Source organism: Stutzerimonas kunmingensis (assembly GCF_014764705.1).
Taxonomy (GTDB): Bacteria; Pseudomonadota; Gammaproteobacteria; order Pseudomonadales; family Pseudomonadaceae; genus Stutzerimonas.
On the sequence record NZ_JACXXG010000022.1, the window covers coordinates 1 to 15,558 of the forward strand.

Annotated in this window: 16 protein-coding genes; 1 reads left to right on the forward strand and 15 read right to left on the reverse strand. The window is 58.2% G+C overall.

The features are described from left to right. The 15 genes from IEG05_RS15865 to IEG05_RS15935 form a co-directional block, all read right to left on the reverse strand. Nucleotides 1–550: transposase (locus tag IEG05_RS15865; RefSeq protein WP_191122354.1), on the reverse strand; the 550-nt coding region annotated here is incomplete at its 3' end. 603 nt (nt 551–1,153) lie between these two features. Further along, entirely contained in the window at nt 1,154–1,465 is a 312-nt protein-coding gene (locus IEG05_RS15870; protein WP_003301282.1) for a ComEA family DNA-binding protein, read from the reverse strand. A 122-nt stretch (nt 1,466–1,587) separates the two neighbouring features. Continuing rightward, nucleotides 1,588–2,811: a flagellar hook-associated protein FlgL gene (gene flgL, locus IEG05_RS15875; RefSeq protein WP_003301283.1), complete on the reverse strand. Its 1,224-nt coding sequence runs from the start codon at nt 2,809–2,811 to the stop codon at nt 1,588–1,590. Nucleotides 2,812–2,822: 11 nt separating this feature from the next. Next, complete coding sequence (gene flgK, locus IEG05_RS15880; RefSeq protein ID WP_046619853.1) at nt 2,823–4,823, reverse strand: flagellar hook-associated protein FlgK; 2,001 nt, start codon at nt 4,821–4,823, stop codon at nt 2,823–2,825. Nucleotides 4,824–4,826: 3 nt separating this feature from the next. Continuing rightward, nucleotides 4,827–5,999: a flagellar assembly peptidoglycan hydrolase FlgJ gene (gene flgJ, locus IEG05_RS15885; RefSeq protein WP_041013473.1), complete on the reverse strand. Its 1,173-nt coding sequence runs from the start codon at nt 5,997–5,999 to the stop codon at nt 4,827–4,829. A 10-nt stretch (nt 6,000–6,009) separates the two neighbouring features. Further along, nucleotides 6,010–7,110 (reverse strand): flagellar basal body P-ring protein FlgI, encoded by a 1,101-nt coding sequence (locus tag IEG05_RS15890; RefSeq protein WP_161796175.1) that lies wholly within the window; start codon nt 7,108–7,110, stop codon nt 6,010–6,012. 11 nt (nt 7,111–7,121) lie between these two features. Beyond that, nucleotides 7,122–7,832, reverse strand: coding sequence for a flagellar basal body L-ring protein FlgH (flgH, locus tag IEG05_RS15895; protein ID WP_191122355.1), 711 nt, complete (start codon nt 7,830–7,832; stop codon nt 7,122–7,124). Between the two features lie 84 nt (nt 7,833–7,916). Beyond that, nucleotides 7,917–8,702, reverse strand: coding sequence for a flagellar basal-body rod protein FlgG (flgG, locus tag IEG05_RS15900; RefSeq protein ID WP_014819775.1), 786 nt, complete (start codon nt 8,700–8,702; stop codon nt 7,917–7,919). Nucleotides 8,703–8,737: 35 nt separating this feature from the next. After that, nucleotides 8,738–9,478, reverse strand: coding sequence for a flagellar basal-body rod protein FlgF (flgF, locus tag IEG05_RS15905; protein WP_014819774.1), 741 nt, complete (start codon nt 9,476–9,478; stop codon nt 8,738–8,740). A gap of 198 nt (nt 9,479–9,676) precedes the next feature. Next, complete coding sequence (gene flgE / locus IEG05_RS15910; RefSeq protein ID WP_046619859.1) at nt 9,677–11,044, reverse strand: flagellar hook protein FlgE; 1,368 nt, start codon at nt 11,042–11,044, stop codon at nt 9,677–9,679. Nucleotides 11,045–11,074: 30 nt separating this feature from the next. Then, entirely contained in the window at nt 11,075–11,758 is a 684-nt protein-coding gene (flgD, locus tag IEG05_RS15915; RefSeq protein WP_046619862.1) for a flagellar hook assembly protein FlgD, read from the reverse strand. Between the two features lie 19 nt (nt 11,759–11,777). After that, on the reverse strand, nt 11,778–12,221 hold the full coding sequence (gene flgC, locus IEG05_RS15920) for a flagellar basal body rod protein FlgC (RefSeq protein ID WP_014819771.1): 444 nt from the start codon (nt 12,219–12,221) through the stop codon (nt 11,778–11,780). An 11-nt stretch (nt 12,222–12,232) separates the two neighbouring features. Next, nucleotides 12,233–12,637 carry a flagellar basal body rod protein FlgB gene (flgB, locus tag IEG05_RS15925; RefSeq protein ID WP_014819770.1) on the reverse strand — a complete coding sequence of 135 codons (405 nt, stop codon included), beginning with the start codon at nt 12,635–12,637 and terminating at the stop codon, nt 12,233–12,235. 197 nt (nt 12,638–12,834) lie between these two features. Then, nucleotides 12,835–13,662 carry a protein-glutamate O-methyltransferase CheR gene (cheR, locus tag IEG05_RS15930; RefSeq protein WP_191122356.1) on the reverse strand — a complete coding sequence of 276 codons (828 nt, stop codon included), beginning with the start codon at nt 13,660–13,662 and terminating at the stop codon, nt 12,835–12,837. A 34-nt stretch (nt 13,663–13,696) separates the two neighbouring features. Next, nucleotides 13,697–14,629, reverse strand: coding sequence for a chemotaxis protein CheV (locus tag IEG05_RS15935; protein ID WP_191122357.1), 933 nt, complete (start codon nt 14,627–14,629; stop codon nt 13,697–13,699). Between the two features lie 82 nt (nt 14,630–14,711). On the opposite strand from IEG05_RS15935, the gene flgA reads away from it, so the two are divergent. Beyond that, nucleotides 14,712–15,449 (forward strand): flagellar basal body P-ring formation chaperone FlgA, encoded by a 738-nt coding sequence (gene flgA / locus IEG05_RS15940; protein WP_191122371.1) that lies wholly within the window; start codon nt 14,712–14,714, stop codon nt 15,447–15,449. Nucleotides 15,450–15,558 lie beyond the last annotated feature (109 nt).

The window sequence follows — 15,558 nt, forward strand, 5'->3', positions numbered from 1 at the left end:
GCCAGTCCGGCAGCTGCTGCGACCAGGTGGCTTCGGCGAAGGTGTAGCTGGAGGCGCCGAGCACCGCGACGAACACCTGCGCCTGGCGGATCTCGCCGCTGTGCCGGTCGATCACCGGCACCGTCTGCCCGGCGTAGTCGACGAACAACTTCTCGCCGACGCGATGTTCCTGGCGCATCACCACGTCCAGCTTGCCCTGCCAGGCCCGGTAGTGCTCGCAGAACCAGCTGTACTGAAAACCCTGCGGCTGGCTCAGGCGATACTCCTGCCAGAGCAGCGCCAGGGTCACGCCGGGGCGACGCAGCTCGGCGTGCACCCAAGACCAATCAGGCAGTGGCCGCTGCTCACTGGGCACCGCAGGGGCCAGTGGGAACAGTTGCTGTTCCAGTTCGGAATCGGACAACGAGCAGGGCCAGGCTAGACCGCTGGCGGCAAAGCGACAGAGGTAATCACCGGCACTGCTGTGGCCTATGCCCAGACTGCGGGAGATCTTACGGACAGACAGCCCGCAATCGAACTTGAGGCGCAACACCTCACGGATTTTACGCATGGACAAACGCTCCACGACGACCTCTCTGCTTCGAAAAAGAGGTCGATGGTAGTGAATAAATCCTGCGTAGCTGCCTGCCTGGAAAGTGTCCGGATGGCCGTGGAATCGGTGTCCGGATGCTCGTGGAATGAGTGTCCGGATCAGCGTGGAATCACTGTCCGGATGTGCGTGGAATGGGTGTCCGAGTCAGCGTGGAATCCGCAAGGGAGCCTTCATCTGGGTTGCCTCCAGCCTGCGTCATCCCTGACCTCGTGAATGTTATCCACCGAAGCTGTGGATAACCTTGTGAACAGTTTATGGATGGTTGCCGCTAAGGCCCTGTTTACGGGGCCGCCCAACAGATCGGTGTTTTTTTATCCAGCCGCTTAAGGCCTTAAGAATCAATAGGTTACGATCATGCTGAAATTGTATTGAAACATGCCTGTAGGACACGCCACGATCTATTCCGAATGTGCATAACCACGGATTGTCAATGCCTTTACAAGCACTTTGACTGACGACGACACAGGGCGTTCGAACTTCCGGGGCCTAGGAATTGACGGAAGAACATCCCACGTGAGAATCAAAAAAGAGGTCGATCATTGCGATCGACCTCCCAAAACCTTACTGAATGCTGAGCTGCCCACGAATCTTGTCGAGGGTCGCCGAGCCGATGCCTTTTACCTCGAGCAGCTCATCTACCGAGCTGAACGGGCCATGCTCTTCCCGATAAGCGATGATTGCTTTTGCCTTGGTTTCACCGATGCCTCTCAGCTCACGGGAAAGCGTCTCAGCATCGGCAGCATTGAGGTTCACTGGGGCCGGGGCGACAGCCACAGCTGTCGGGGCAGGTTGTGCCTGAGTGGCGGCATAGCCACCGAAAGAAAAGCCGGAGAGTACGGCGAATGCCGCAGCGGCAAGAATAGCTTTACGCATAATCACGTCCTTATGAAAACCAAAGTATTCGTTCGCGGGACTTCCTGCTCCGCGTCAGCCAATCTAGTCGCCTGCCAGCTGATGTCAAAAACGAGGTTGCATATTTGCGAACCTCGTCAAGCTCAGCGCATGGCGTTGAACAGATTCAGGCCGCTGATCTTTACATAGCTCTGCTGCGTAGCCTCAAGGATGACGGTCTGGAACGACAGCCGGGACAGCGCCTCTGCGTAGTCCAGCTCACGCAGCTCGGCCTGGACCGATTTGTTAACCAGAGCCACGTCCTCGTTGTCGGTCTGCGTTGTTTCGATCACGTTCAGACGCGCGCCGATGTTGCCGCGAGCGGCGTCGACGCTGATCATGCCGTGGTCAAGGTTGGTGAGACTTACTGCCACGGCGTCGCGGATATCGGAGCCAGTAGAGGTAGAACTATTAAGCGCTTTGCGTAACCCGGCGATGGTTTCGAGGATGCCTTGTTTAGCATTGCCGCTCTCAGGAATAGTTACTGCTTCACCTGCCGTCGGGGTACCACTGATAAAAAGCGTCACGCCACCCGCCACCACCTTGGTTTCAATATCAGGATCGTCATTCAAAACCCCTTTACCCACCTCAACATTGTTGCTGTCGGTTACAACGAAACCAGGGCCTGACGCGTTGAAAGTGATCGTCAGCGGACTCCTGTCTGCAAACGCAACCTCATCAGTTACCTGAGCTTGCGAGAACTTCAGGTTTGACCCAGGTCCTGGCGGCGCCAGGCTAGAGCTTGGCTCCCCCAAGCGTGCAGCGTTAGTGACAGCCTCGAAAATGGATTTGCCACTGTCGCTAATCGGAATGCTGAGCGAGCTCGCAATCTGCAACTTCCGCTGCCCCTCGTCTCCCTGATAGCTATAGCTACCGTCCCCTGAACGAACGAACGGCTGAGTCTTACCCTGAAAGCCAGAGAACAGGTACTCGCCGCGGGCATTGCGGGTGTTCATCAGTGACAGCAGCTCGTCCTCGCGTTCAGTCAGCTCGGCTGCAATCGACTTCCGGTCTTCCGCACTCAGGCCACCATTGCCCGCCTGTACGGCAAGCTCTCGCACTCGCTGCAGAACGGTATTAACCGAGTTGAGCGTCACCTCCTCTTGGGTAAGGCTGTTCTTCGCCGCAGTCAGGTTGGAGTTGTACTGGCTCAGGACGTTCTGCTGCTGGTCCAGCTGGAGCAAACGCACCGACGCAACCGGGTCGTCGGCCGGCGTAAGGATGCGATTGCCGGTACTGATCTGCTCCTGAGTGCGGGTCGCATTGGCGTAGTTGCGCTGCAGTCCGGCGACGCCGTTATTGAATGCTTGCAGGGTGGAAATGCGCATAAGGCGACCTATTACCTGAAGGAGCTGATCAATGTATCGAACAAGGAGCGGGCAACTTGAATGATCTGGGCCGAAGCGTTGTAGTACTGCTCGAACTTGATCAGGTTGGCGGCTTCCTCGTCCAGGTTCACAGCCGAGAGTGAATCGCGGTTGTCCGTAGCCTGCTTGAGAATCGAGCCCGTTGCCTCGCTATCCATCCGTGCCTGTGCCGTCAGCGTACCGACACGCTCGACCAGTTCGCCGTAGCCATCGGTAAAACTAGCGCCGGAGATGGTTTTGCCCGTAGCGTCAACGGTAACCCCGACGGTTTGTTTGCTCTGCAGGTCGACCAGTTTCAAAGCATTCCGATTATCGGACACCCCGCTGCTGTTGAAGCTCAGAGAGAAGCCATCTCCAGTCTGCGGTCTCCCCCCGAGGGAGAGCTGGAACCTGTAGGTCTCGCCGCCTGACGTGTAGGCGAGGTTAACGGTGTTGGTACTGCCAGAGACAAAAGATGGCGCTGGGGTTACTGCATTCCCGGCCGCATCCACATAAGACCAGTTGGCCGGAAGCGGGTCACTGAGTGAATAGCTCTTGCCATCGGGACTCAGAGTTACATCAAAGGAAAGATTTGCCGCGCCAAGTACCGTCTTGTCGATAGGTGACGGGCCAGCGATCAAGTCCGGCTGACCAATGACCCCGGTACCACCATTCTGCAACTCGCTCTCTGCGCGCATTGGGGCCGCGAAAGCTAGCTGATCGGCCTGATCAAGGTCTATGGCAATACCACTTGCAGCTCGCCGGGTAGGCATCACCGTGTAGCTGGTAACGCTCGGGTCAGCGGGTACAGAGATGCTGAAGCCCAGCTCGGCGATTGGCGAGTCAACCGGATGGGTACCGGCCAACCAGGCTCCACCGGACGGACGAATACGAAACGTACCTGCCGAGACGAACTCCACTTGATAGTCGCTGGCAGTCAGCTTGGAAGCGTCGGTGATACTTACATCGATTCCCGTCGGGAAGCTGCGTTTATCGACTAGATCCGCCGAATTGATGTCCTTGAACAGATCTACGCCTACGTTACCTTTCAGATCCAGCCCCTGCCCCAGCTGAGTATTTACCTGATCACTGACGGCCAGCGAAAGGCGCCCCAGGGAATTCATGGTCGAATCCAGCACTTCCTCGCGATAGCGAATCAGGCCGCCGAGTTCGCCGCCGGTAATCTGCGAGGTGATGCCCTGCCGCGAGCCACCGCTGATGAACTGCACTTCATGACGGTTCGGGTCGCCCTGCCCTGGCACGACCTCCAGCTTGGCTACCGTACTGCCCACGACCAGCGGCTGGCCGCTGCCGATGAATACGTTGAAGCTACTGTCATCCTGAGGAACAACCGTCACGCCGATGTAGCCCGACAACTGCCGAACAGCCTCATCGCGAGCGTCGAGCAGATCGTTCGGCTGCTTACCATTGGCCGCAGCGATGGCAATAGCCTCGTTGAGGCTACCGATGCTGCCTGCCAGACGATTCACCTGATCGGTGACAGCGGACATCTGCTTGTTGGTGAAACTGTTCTGCTCGGAAAGTCGGTCGTATACGGTATTGAAACGCCGCGCCAATCCCTCAGCCTCCGCCAGCACCAGCTGACGCGCCGGGATATTCGCCGGGTCCTCGGCAGCTGTCTGCAAGGCCGAGAAAAACTTTTGCAGCGAAGGCGTGATACCGGTGGTGGTGCCAGCCAGCAATGAATCGAGCTGATCGATCTGGCTTTTGTAAGCCTTGACATCACTGTTCAGCGATGTGCTGCTACGCAGCTGGCTGGTGAGGAATTCGCTGTAGGAGCGACGCACGTCTACCAGCGAGGTACCCGATCCAATGTAACCGGCACCGCTGAACTGCGGCGAGCGTGTCGCCTGGCTCGCATCCTGGCGGCTATAGCCAGGCGTGTTGACGTTCGTGATGTTGTGTCCGGTGATGGAAAGTTGGGTTTTGCTGGCAGACAGGCCGGAAAGGCCAATGCTCAATAGGTCAGCCATGATTTAGCCTCTGGTCCGCATGGCGGGCACCGAATTCGCGTCGGCAACGGTCTGGTAAGTCTGCATCTTGCGGGCGATCTGGCTGATCTTGCGCGCGTATTGTGGGTCGGTGGCGTAGCCGGCTTTCTGCAGCTCCTTGACGAAGCGTTCCGAATCGCCGGTATTGCTCGCCACCTGAATGGCGGTCCGATAACGGTCGTTGTTTTCCAGCAGGCTGACGAAGTCGTCGAAGCTCTGCTCGAACGAATCGTAGGCGCGGAAGCCCGCTCTCTCGCGGGTTGCCGTACCGTTGACGTACTCGGTGGTCATCACGGTAGCCGACTCCCCTTTCCACCCGGTCGCCTTGATGCCGAACAGGTTGTGGCTGTTGCTGCCGTCCTTCTGACGGATCATGGATTTACCCCAGCCGGTCTCCAGCGCAGCTTGTGCGACCAGGAAACGCGGCTCGATGCCCAGGCGTTCGGCCGCCTTCTCTGCCATGGGCAGCATGGTGGCGATGAACTCTTCGGACGAATTGAACCGCGTCTTGCTCGGCGCGTTGGGCGCACTTTTCTCGACACCATTGACGACCAACGGCTTGTCCTTGGGGGGCACGAACGCCGTGGCGGGTTTCCAATCGAGGTCGACCAGAGGCTGCGCACCTTCTGCGGCAGGTTTCTGCGCAGTCGCCGATACATCTGCCACTTGCCGCTCGATCGCCCGGCCTGGTAACGCAAGACGACGCTGATTCAGCAACCGGGAATCATCTCGTGCGGACTCGACGGCAGCGGCCGGCTTGCTCGGCCATGCGGCCCCTTCGGTCTGCGCAACCTGAGCAAACGGATTGTTGCGTGTCGCGGTTTCGGTCTGCTTGCTCAACTGGCGCACCAGTACGTCCGCCAGCCCGATGCCGCCGCCTTCCTTCGAAAGACTGACAGACAGCTGCTGGTCATACATATCCTGGTATTGCTTGCTGGCCTGACTGTTCAGCGGGTTGTCCTTGGCCAGCACTTCGGTTGCCGAACGCATCGACTTGAGCATTTCGTTGAGGAACAACGACTCGAACTCCTGCGCAACCTTGCGCACGTTCTCCTCACCGTCCCGATCCTTGCCAACCTTGAGCTGGCTGAGGCGATTGAGGTCGTTGTAGCTGCCGCTGTCGAGGCCGCGCGCTCCGCTTCCGAGACGATTTTCCATATCCCTGCCCTTAAATCACGATCAGGTCGGCTTGCAGAGCGCCAGCCTGCTTCAGTGCTTCAAGAATGGCCATCAGGTCGCTGGGCGCAGCGCCCACCTGATTCACCGCCCGGACGATCTCATCTAGCGTGGTACCTGGGCCGAACTTGAACATCGGCTTGGCTTCCTGATCGGCTTTTACCTTGCTGTTGGGTACGACGACGGTCTGACCATCCGAGAAGGGCTCCGGCTGGCTCACCTGTGGATCTTCGCTGATGGTGACGGTCAGGCTGCCGTGGGTAACGGCGGCAGGCTGCACCCGCACGTTCTGGCCGATCACGATCGTCCCGGTACGCGAATTGATGATGACCTTGGCCACGGCCTGGCCAACCTCTACTTCGAGATTTTCCAGAATCGACAGGTAGTCCACGCGCTGACTCGGATCCAGCGGCGCGGTCACGCTGATCGAGCCGCCGTCGAGCGCCTGCGCTACACCCGGACCTAGCAGGTCGTTGATCTGATCGACGATGTTCTTGGCCGTGGTGAAGTCCGGACGGTTGAGATTCAGCGTCAGTGTATTGCCCTGATTGAAGCCGCTCGGCACCGGCCGTTCGACCGTCGCGCCACCAGGGATCCGGCCAGCCGACGGCGAATTGACGGTGATCCGCGAGCCATCGGCGCCACCGGCATCGAAGCCTCCTACCACCAGGTTGCCCTGGGCGATGGCGTAGACGTTGCCGTCGATACCCTTCAGCGGCGCCATCAACAGGCTGCCGCCACGCAGGCTCTTGGCGTTACCGATAGACGAGACGGTGATGTCGATGGTCTGTCCCGGCTTGGCGAACGGTGGCAGTTCGGCATGAATCGACACCGCCGCGACGTTCTTCAGCTGAATGTTGCCACCGGCCGGCACCTTGATGCCGAACTGGGCCAGCATGTTGTTGAAGGTCTGCACGGTGAACGGCGTCTGGGTGGTCTGGTCACCGCTACCGTTCAAGCCGACAACCAGGCCGTAGCCGATCAACTGGTTGCTACGAACACCATGGATGGTCGCGACATCCTTCAGACGCTCGGCATAGGCAGAAGCACCAATGGCGAGCAATCCGAGAAAGACGATGGCTTTTCTAATCATCATAATGTCCTTCAGAACGGCCAAAGAGGGCTAACGAAGAAACGACTCAGCCATCCCGGCTGGCTCGCATCAGCAAAAGCGCCTGTGCCGGAGTAAGTAATGCGTGCATCAGCCACGCGCGTGGAAGAAACGGTGTTATCAGTGGAGATATCGTCCGATCGCACAAGACCGGCAATACGTACAAGCTCATCGCCCGTGTTGAGCGTTAGCCACTTCTCACCTCGCACAGCTAGGATGCCGTTGGGCAACACGTCGGAAACGGTGACGGTGATGGAGCCGGAAAGACTGTTGCTCTGGCCTGCCTGGCCGGAGCCATTAGTCGAGCTGGAACCACCGAATTGCGTATCCAACGAAAGCGGACCGCCATTACGAAGAAGCCCCGCAGCGGGGTTATTCACGCTTACAGCGTTGCCCAAGAGCGACGTAAGCCCCATCTCCACATCGCTGGCTTTGGAAATCTTCGAGCTGGCATTCTTGCTCGCTTGGGTTCGCTCATTGAGCGTAATAGTAATGATGTCCCCGACGCGAAATGCCTTGCGGTCATCGTAGAGATTGGTCTCGAAGCCTGCCTGATAGATCGCGCCGTTGTTCTGCGCCGCTGGCAGCGGCGTGCGAGGCTGCACCGGTGCATAGTACGGGTCATTCGGTTTCGGCGCAGGAGCAACACATCCGGCCAGCGCCAGGGCGGACGACATCGACACAACGATCAGCAAACGGCTCATAAACACCTCAAGCCATGACAGGCCATCGAAACTACTGCGAGCAGCACAAGGCGTGCGTGCCCGTATACAACGGCGAACGCGCGATCAGAGCTGCTGCGTAACGAATGACAGCATCTGGTCGGCGGTGGATATGACCTTGGAATTCATCTCGTAGGCGCGTTGGGTGGTGATCATGTTCACCAGTTCCTCAACGACGCTGACGTTGGAGTTTTCCAGGGTGTTCTGCAGCACCGTGCCCAAACCGTTGAGGCCCGGCGTACTCACCTGCGGTGCACCACTGGCGGCAGTTTCCAGGAACAGGTTGCTGCCCATCGCCTGAAGACCTGCCGGGTTGATGAAGTCGGCCGTCTGCAGGTTGCCGATGATCTGCGGCTGCGGATTGCCCACGGTGGTCACCGAGACAGTTCCGTCCTCGCCCACGGTGAAGGTCTGGGTCTCCGGCGGTACCACGATGGCCGGCTCCAGCGCATAGCCGTTGGAGGTCACCAATTGGCCATCGGAGCTCAGATGGAAGCTGCCGTCACGGGTGTAGGAAACCGTGCCATCGGGCAGCAGCACCTGGAAGAAACCGCGACCGTTGACCGCCATGTCCAGCGGCTGCTCGGTGGTCTGCAGGCTACCGGCGGTGAAGATCTTCTGCGTGCCGGTCACCCGCACACCGGTACCCAGCTGAAGGCCGGAGGGCAGTTCACTGTCCTGGCTGGACTGACCGCCAGGCTGACGGCGAATCTGATAGAGCAGGTCCTGAAACTCGGCACGGTCACGCTTGAAGCCGGTGGTAGAAACGTTGGCCAGGTTGTTGGAAATGGTCGTCAGGTTCATGTCCTGGGCGGACAGTCCGGTCTTGCTGACCCAAAGTGCTGGAAGCATGAGCTTTCTCCTCGTGCGCCGCCGGCGCCACGCTATTAGCTGAGTTGCAGTACGCGCGCCATGGCAGCCGCGTCATCTTCGGCGGTGCGCATCATCTTTACGTGCAGTTCGAACTGGCGAGACAGCGCCAGGATGGAAGTCATTTCGGATACCGCATTCACATTGCTCGCCTCGAGAAAACCCGAGACGACCCGTACGTTCGCGTCAGGCTCGATAGGCTGGCCATCCTTCAGCCGAATCAGGCCATCAGTGCCCTTTTCCAGCTGCTGCGGATCAGGGTTGACCAGCTTGATGCGATCCACGGTGACCACAACGTTCGGGTCCTCGCCCAGCGCGCGAATACTGATGGTGCCGTCATTGCCGACGTCCACCTTCTCTTCCGGAGGAATCGCGATCGGCCCGCCATTGCCCAGCACCGGCATACCGTCTGCGGTACGCAACATGCCAAGCACGTCAATATTCAGGCTGCCGGTGCGGACGTAGGCCTCACTGCCATCTGGCGCCTGCACCGCAATCCAGCCCTCGCCTTCGACGGCGACATCAAGATCACGGCCGGTTTCCTGCAAGGTGCCCGGCGTGAAGTCGGTGCCCGGACGCTCGGACATCGCATACACCCGCGCAGGATGACTGTCGCCAAAGACCTGCATCGAGCGAGCTTGCTCGAAATCCCGGCGAAAGCCGGTGGTGGAAATATTCGCTAGATTGTTGGCATGGGCCTGCTGGGCCCGCGCATTCTGGCTGGCACCGGTCATGGCCACGTAGAGCATCTTGTCCATCGACATCTCCGAGACGCGAGTTTGACACTTGCGATTCTGTTGCAGATGAAAAATGCAAGGCGCGTGCCACCGACGAAAGAACCACCTAACTGACTGATTTATATTGTTTTTACATAAACGAAGAAGGCCCTTACGGGCCTTCTTCGAAAGGAGCGGCGGAATAATGCCGTCAGCGGCAAGCTTCTTTGCCGCTGACTATTACCGCAGATTGATGATGGTCTGCGTGATAGCGCTTTCGGTTTCGATGGTCTTGGCGTTCGCCTGATAGTTGCGCTGAGCGACGATCAAATTGACCAGCTGGTCCGACAGCTCGACGTTGGAGTCCTCCAGCGCACCGGACTGCAAGGCACCCATGGTGCTTGACCTGGGAGTGCCAATCACTGGCTCGCCAGATGCAAAGGATTGGGTCCAGGCCGTTTTCCCAGCCGGCGTCAGCCCTTGTACGTTGGCGAAGTTTGCCAGCAGCACTTGCCCCTGCACCTTCGACTGACCATTGGTGTAACGCGCGAAGACCACACCCGAGTCATCAATCTCAAGCCCCGCCAACTGCCCGGTGGTATAGCCATCCTGACTCAGCCTGTTGACTCCGAAGGAACTGGCGTACTGCGAAGAGCCCCGCATATCGAAAACGATCGCCGAGTTCGAGGCACCATTGGCCACCATGGTGCCCGGTGCAGTCGGATCGGGCTCAGCCGGAGTCCAATCCGCAGCAGCGAAACTGAGGGTGCCATTTTCCCCCACGACAGTCGGTGCATCCAGCGCCGGATCAGCCGCCGGCGTAGACGCACGAGCAGTGAATGCTCCAGGATCAGCGAACTGCCCCGCCGAATTGAAGTTCACGTTATAGCTGAACGGCAGGGTAGACGATGGATCACGCGGATTCACCCCATCGATCAAGACATGCATAACCCAGCTATTAGTCGCCGAGGCCGGCGGAGGCGGCGGGGCATCCTTGACGAAGTATTGCGTCATGACGTGCGGGTTGCCCTGCGCATCGTAGATATTGGTCGAGGTGGAGGCGTTGTACGACAGCGGATCTTCCGGGTTGAATGTATTGGCGTTGGCCGGACGCGTATCGGTGGAGTTGAGGTTGAAGCCCTGAACGACCGACGAAGTGGCCTTGGGCTCCTGTTGTCCAGACTGAATCCGCAGATCACTCTGTACCCTGATCAAATTGCCAGCGGCATCCACCGAATAGCCCTGCAGGCGATTACCCATGTTGTTGACGACGTAGCCTTCGCGATCCGTACCGAAATAGCCGGCACGGGTGTAACTGATCTCGCCATTGTTGCTGGTAATGAAGAAGCCGTTACCGTTGATCGCGAGGTCCAGCGCGTTCTGCGTGTAGTTGATGTTTCCCTGGCTGAACTGCTGGGATACGTTTGCCAGCAGTACGCCGCTACCTACTTGATTTTTACCGGTGCCCATGTTAGCAGCGTACACATCGGCGAACTCTGCCCGCGACTGCTTGAAACCCGCAGTTCCAGCGTTGGCGATGTTGTTGCCAGTTACGTTCAGATCCTTGCTGGCAGCACGCATGCCGCTAAGACCGATATTGAAGGACATTGAATCGCTCCTTTGCCGAAGTGCCGGCGGTTATTGTCCGATGACCTGGACTTGAGAAAGTCCGATGCTGCCAACACCGGCAAGATTGAGCATCAGCTCCCCGCCGTTCTGCCCGAGGGTCACGCTGTCGACGTTAGCCGGCAGCAAGGTATACAACCCCTTGGTTTCGCCCTGATACGTAGCCTGCGCCTCGAATCGATACGTCCCGGGCGGCAAGCCCTTGCCGCTGGAATCTTTGCCATCCCACATGAAGGAAATGTTCCCGGCTTCTTGCGCGCCCATGTTCACTCGACCAACCGAGGCTCCGGTGCTGTCGTACACATTCACGAACACGTTGCTGCTTGAGGTCGGCAGCACCAGGCTGGCCTTGAAGGTTTCACTGGTATCGACCACGGCCTTGTCGGCCGGCACGATCACCTTGCGCCCGACCAGGGACGAGGCCTGGAGCGCCTGCGAAGACTGATAGCCGGAAAGGATGGTTTCCATGCTGGAATTCAGTTTCTCGACACCCTCGACGGTGCTGAACTGCGCCAGCTGACCGATGAACTCGCCGTTTTCCTGGGGTTCCAGTGGATTCTGGTTGTTCATCTGGGCAACCAGCAGTTCAAGGAACTCGTTCTTGCCAAGGTCGTTGCCCTTGACCTCGCGATCCTCTCCGAACTGGTACTGCTCGAGTATCGAACTGGTACCGCCAACGCCGCTTGTAGTGCTCATGAATGCGCTCTCGTAACGATCACTGACCCAGCGTCAGCACTTTCTGCAACATGGTCTTGGCCGTATTCATCAGTTCGGCGTTGGTCTGAAACGCGCGACTGGCTGAAATCATGTCGGCCATCTCTTCCACCACATTGACGTTCGGGTAATACACGTAGCCTGCCTCATCGGCGGCCGGATGATTGGGTTCGTAGCGCGCCTGCAGCTCGCCCTGATCCTCGACCACACCCAACACCTGAACACCTACGCCCGCCTGATCCTGCTCCGCGAAAAGCGACTGGTCGGGCTGGCCGCCGGCCTGCTGAAATACGGTCGCAAACACGGGATGCCGAGCGCGGTAAGTCTGATCGACGCTGGATGAAACGGTTTCGGCGTTCGCGATGTTGCTGGATATAGTGTTCAGGCGGGTGCTCTGGGCACTCATGCCACTACCGGCAATGTTGAAGACGCTGCTTAGAGACATGGGAAACTCCTTTACTCGCCGCGCAGGGCACTGATCAGCCCTTTGAACTTGCTATTGAGCAGGGTGAAGCTCGCCTGAAAGTCAACGGCGTTCTTCGCGTAGTTGGATTGCTCGATCTGCAGATCGACAGTGTTCTGATCAAGCGAGGGATGCGCGGGAGTGCGGAAGCGCAAGGAGGCATCGGCAATCTCCAACCCCTCGGCGGCAATATGCTTGTCACTGGTCCGCGTTACCCCGAACCCACCCTGGCTGCGAGCGGACTGCTCGGCAAGCACGCTGCTGAAGTCCAGATCGCGGGCCTTGTAGTTAGGCGTGTCGGCGTTGGCGATATTGTTCGCCAGCACTTCGGCGCGCTGCGAGCGAAAACCGAGTGCCTTCTCGTGTAAACCCAGTGCCTTATCGAAACTGATGCTCATGATCTGGCCCTCTGCCGGATACAAGTCTGCTTACGCAAACACCAGCAAAGCTCATGCCACTGAACGCAAATCATTGATTTTATTAAACTAACCAGAGAACACTCGGTTAGAAGGCGTCAAAAGCGGCAAGGCTTTACCGCTTTTTTGCCGCACCCGCCATGCTGCATGACAGTTTTCTGCCGCCGGCGTCATGCCGGCTATTTCGCCTTGTAGATGATTCCCGGACTGCACTGGACCATCTGATACAGCTCAGGCAGGCCGTTGAGCGCTTCGGAGGCGCCAAGAAACAGATAGCCGCCTGGGCGCAACGTCGCATGAATGCGCTTGAGAATGTCCTTCTTCACATCGGCGGAAAAGTAGATCAGTACGTTACGGCAGAACACGATGTCGAACTTGCCCAGCGCGGCATAGCTGTCGAGCAGATTCTGCACCCTGAACTCGACCCGCGAACGGATCGCGGGCTTGACCGCCCACCGCCCTGGTGCCTTGACATCGAAGTAGCGCTGCAGGCGGTCACTGGACAGACCGCGAGCAATTGCCAGACTGTCGTATTCTGCCGCCTTGCACGCCGCAAGCATCGCGCCGGACAGTTCGGTAGCCACGATCTGCACCACGGTTTTCGCCTGACTGGGATTGCTGCGCTCGTACTCATCGATGGACATCGACAGAGAGTACGGTTCCTGCCCGGACGAGCATGCCGCCGACCAGATCCGCAGACGCTGCCCCGCACCAGTCTTGAGCATCTCTGGCAGTACACGACTCTTGAGCACTTCGAAAGGGTAGGTGTCACGAAACCAGAGCGTTTCGTTGGTCGTCATAGCATCGACGACCAATTCCCGAAGCCCGCTACGTGGCTGAGCCTGAATCTTCCGGACCAGATCGCCCAGCGTCTTGATGCCCTGTTGTTCCATCAGCTTGTTCAGCCGACTGGACACCAGATACTGCTTGTTACTGCCCAGCAGAATGCCGCACGTCTTTTCAAGAAACACCCGGAACTGCTCAAAATCCAGATCGACTGACACCAATCAAAGCCTCACCATCATGAGAGAGGAACTAGCCTCAGTTTGCATCCGCCTGCCTGATCCGCTCAGCCACTCGGGCAGCGAGATCATCAGGCTGGAACTTGGCGAGGAAGTCATCCGCCCCCGCCCGTTTCACCATGTTCTGGTTGAACACGCCGGAAAGGGAAGTATGCAGGAGTATATGCATACCTTGCATGCGCGGATCGTGCCGCACCTCGGTAGTCAGGGTATAGCCATCCATTTCCGGCATTTCAATATCGGAAATCATCATCAGAAACTCTTCAGCCGGCTTCTTGCCCTCGTCAGCCATTCGCTTCAGATAATTGAGGGCCTCCCGTCCATCATTCAGCTTGACGACCTCGATACCGATATTTTCCAGGCAACGAGCAATCTGCTTACGCGCCACAGACGAGTCGTCGACGATGAGCACGCGACACGAAAGCGCCCTGGCACGGGTATCGTCATCGACCACATCAGCTGACACCTCTTCGGAGGTCGGCGCAACTTCTGCCAGCACCTTTTCCACATCGATGATCTCCACCAGCTTGTTGTCGATGTGAGTTACGGCCGTCAGGTAATGATCGCGTCCTGCACCCTTTGGCGGAGGCAGGATCGCTTCCCAATTCAGATTGACGATCCTTTCAACCGAGCTCACCAAGAAACCCAGCGTTCTGTTGTTGTACTCGGTGATGACCGCGAAAGAATTCTGCAAATCCATCAGCGCCGGCTTGCCCGTAGCGAGCGACAGATCGAGGATAGGCAGGGTACTGCCGCGAATGCTCGCAACGCCCCGTACCACCCGGCCACATTTGGGCATCACGGTCAGGCGCGGGCACTGCAACACTTCGCGCACCTTGAACACGTTGATGCCATATAGCTGCTCGCCTTCGAGACGAAAAAGCAGCAGCTCCAAACGATTTTGCCCCACCAACTGGGTACGCTGGTTAACCGAATCCAATACACCGGCCATGCCAGTCTTCCTCTCTGCTTGCAGATTATTGGGGCCGAGGACGCGGCACGCCCCTTGCTTTGGTTGGGATATGAACGTCCAAATGACCATTTTCCGGCGCGGCCGGCTACCGTACAGAAACGTGCTGCTATCAATGCTGTGCGTGTTTTCTCAGTTCACCCACGCGTCAACCTTGTCACATCCTCAGCAGCTTATCGACGTGACCGAGCAGTTTCTTGAGCAGACAGTAAGCGAGTATTTGAGCCGCAGCGCTATCGATGCACGCTACGAGGTCGAAGTAGCCAGGCTGGACCCTCGTTTGCGCTTGAATCAATGCGATCAAACTCTCACGACCAGCCTTGGCAGCACCGCTATCCCTGTAGGACGCGTGAGCGTACGGGTAAGTTGCGAAGGCAGCAGCCCATGGTCGGTATTCATCCCTAGCCACGTCCGCCTTTATCGTCAGGTCCTTGTCGCCAGCAGATCACTTCTGCGCGGCACAGTATTGACCGATGCCGACGTGAGCCTAGCCGAACGGGACGTGTCCATCCTTACTCAGGGATACCTGACAAGACACGACGAGGCGCTGGGTAACAAGCTGACGCGGCCGGTTCAGCCAGATCAGGTCATCACGCCTAATCAGCTGGAAATGGCGAAGGTAGTACGCAAAGGTGATCAGGTGGTCATCACGGCCAGGTCGGGCTCGATAAGCGTACGCATGCCCGGCGAGGCGATGGCCGATGGCGTTACAGGCAAACAGATCCCGGTCAAGAACCAACGTTCCGGTCGCACGATCAAGGCCCGAGTGACTGGCCCAGGCCAGGTTGAAGTGGCAATGTAGCATGTCCGCATGCCGCAGTTTTCCAGTGTGTTCGCTGGAAAAAAAGGCTAAAGTTTCCTCCATTGTTGCCGAACACATGGCAAGCGTCCTGATTCCTTCGAGGTTTGCA

Coding starts and splice junctions, on each gene's coding strand:
- flgJ (WP_041013473.1), bottom strand. CDS start 5,999: ATGGAAAATCGTCTCGGAAGCGGAGCGCGCGGCCTCGACAGCGGCAGC.
- flgF (WP_014819774.1), bottom strand. CDS start 9,478: ATGGACAAGATGCTCTACGTGGCCATGACCGGTGCCAGCCAGAATGCG.
- flgE (WP_046619859.1), bottom strand. CDS start 11,044: ATGTCCTTCAATATCGGTCTTAGCGGCATGCGTGCTGCCAGCAAGGAT.
- IEG05_RS15870 (WP_003301282.1), bottom strand. CDS start 1,465: ATGCGTAAAGCTATTCTTGCCGCTGCGGCATTCGCCGTACTCTCCGGC.
- flgD (WP_046619862.1), bottom strand. CDS start 11,758: ATGAGCACTACAAGCGGCGTTGGCGGTACCAGTTCGATACTCGAGCAG.
- flgL (WP_003301283.1), bottom strand. CDS start 2,811: ATGCGCATTTCCACCCTGCAAGCATTCAATAACGGCGTCGCCGGACTG.
- IEG05_RS15890 (WP_161796175.1), bottom strand. CDS start 7,110: ATGATTAGAAAAGCCATCGTCTTTCTCGGATTGCTCGCCATTGGTGCT.
- flgB (WP_014819770.1), bottom strand. CDS start 12,637: ATGAGCATCAGTTTCGATAAGGCACTGGGTTTACACGAGAAGGCACTC.
- flgK (WP_046619853.1), bottom strand. CDS start 4,823: ATGGCTGACCTATTGAGCATTGGCCTTTCCGGCCTGTCTGCCAGCAAA.
- IEG05_RS15935 (WP_191122357.1), bottom strand. CDS start 14,629: ATGGCCGGTGTATTGGATTCGGTTAACCAGCGTACCCAGTTGGTGGGG.
- flgA (WP_191122371.1), top strand. CDS start 14,712: ATGACCATTTTCCGGCGCGGCCGGCTACCGTACAGAAACGTGCTGCTA.
- flgC (WP_014819771.1), bottom strand. CDS start 12,221: ATGTCTCTAAGCAGCGTCTTCAACATTGCCGGTAGTGGCATGAGTGCC.
- flgH (WP_191122355.1), bottom strand. CDS start 7,832: ATGAGCCGTTTGCTGATCGTTGTGTCGATGTCGTCCGCCCTGGCGCTG.
- flgG (WP_014819775.1), bottom strand. CDS start 8,702: ATGCTTCCAGCACTTTGGGTCAGCAAGACCGGACTGTCCGCCCAGGAC.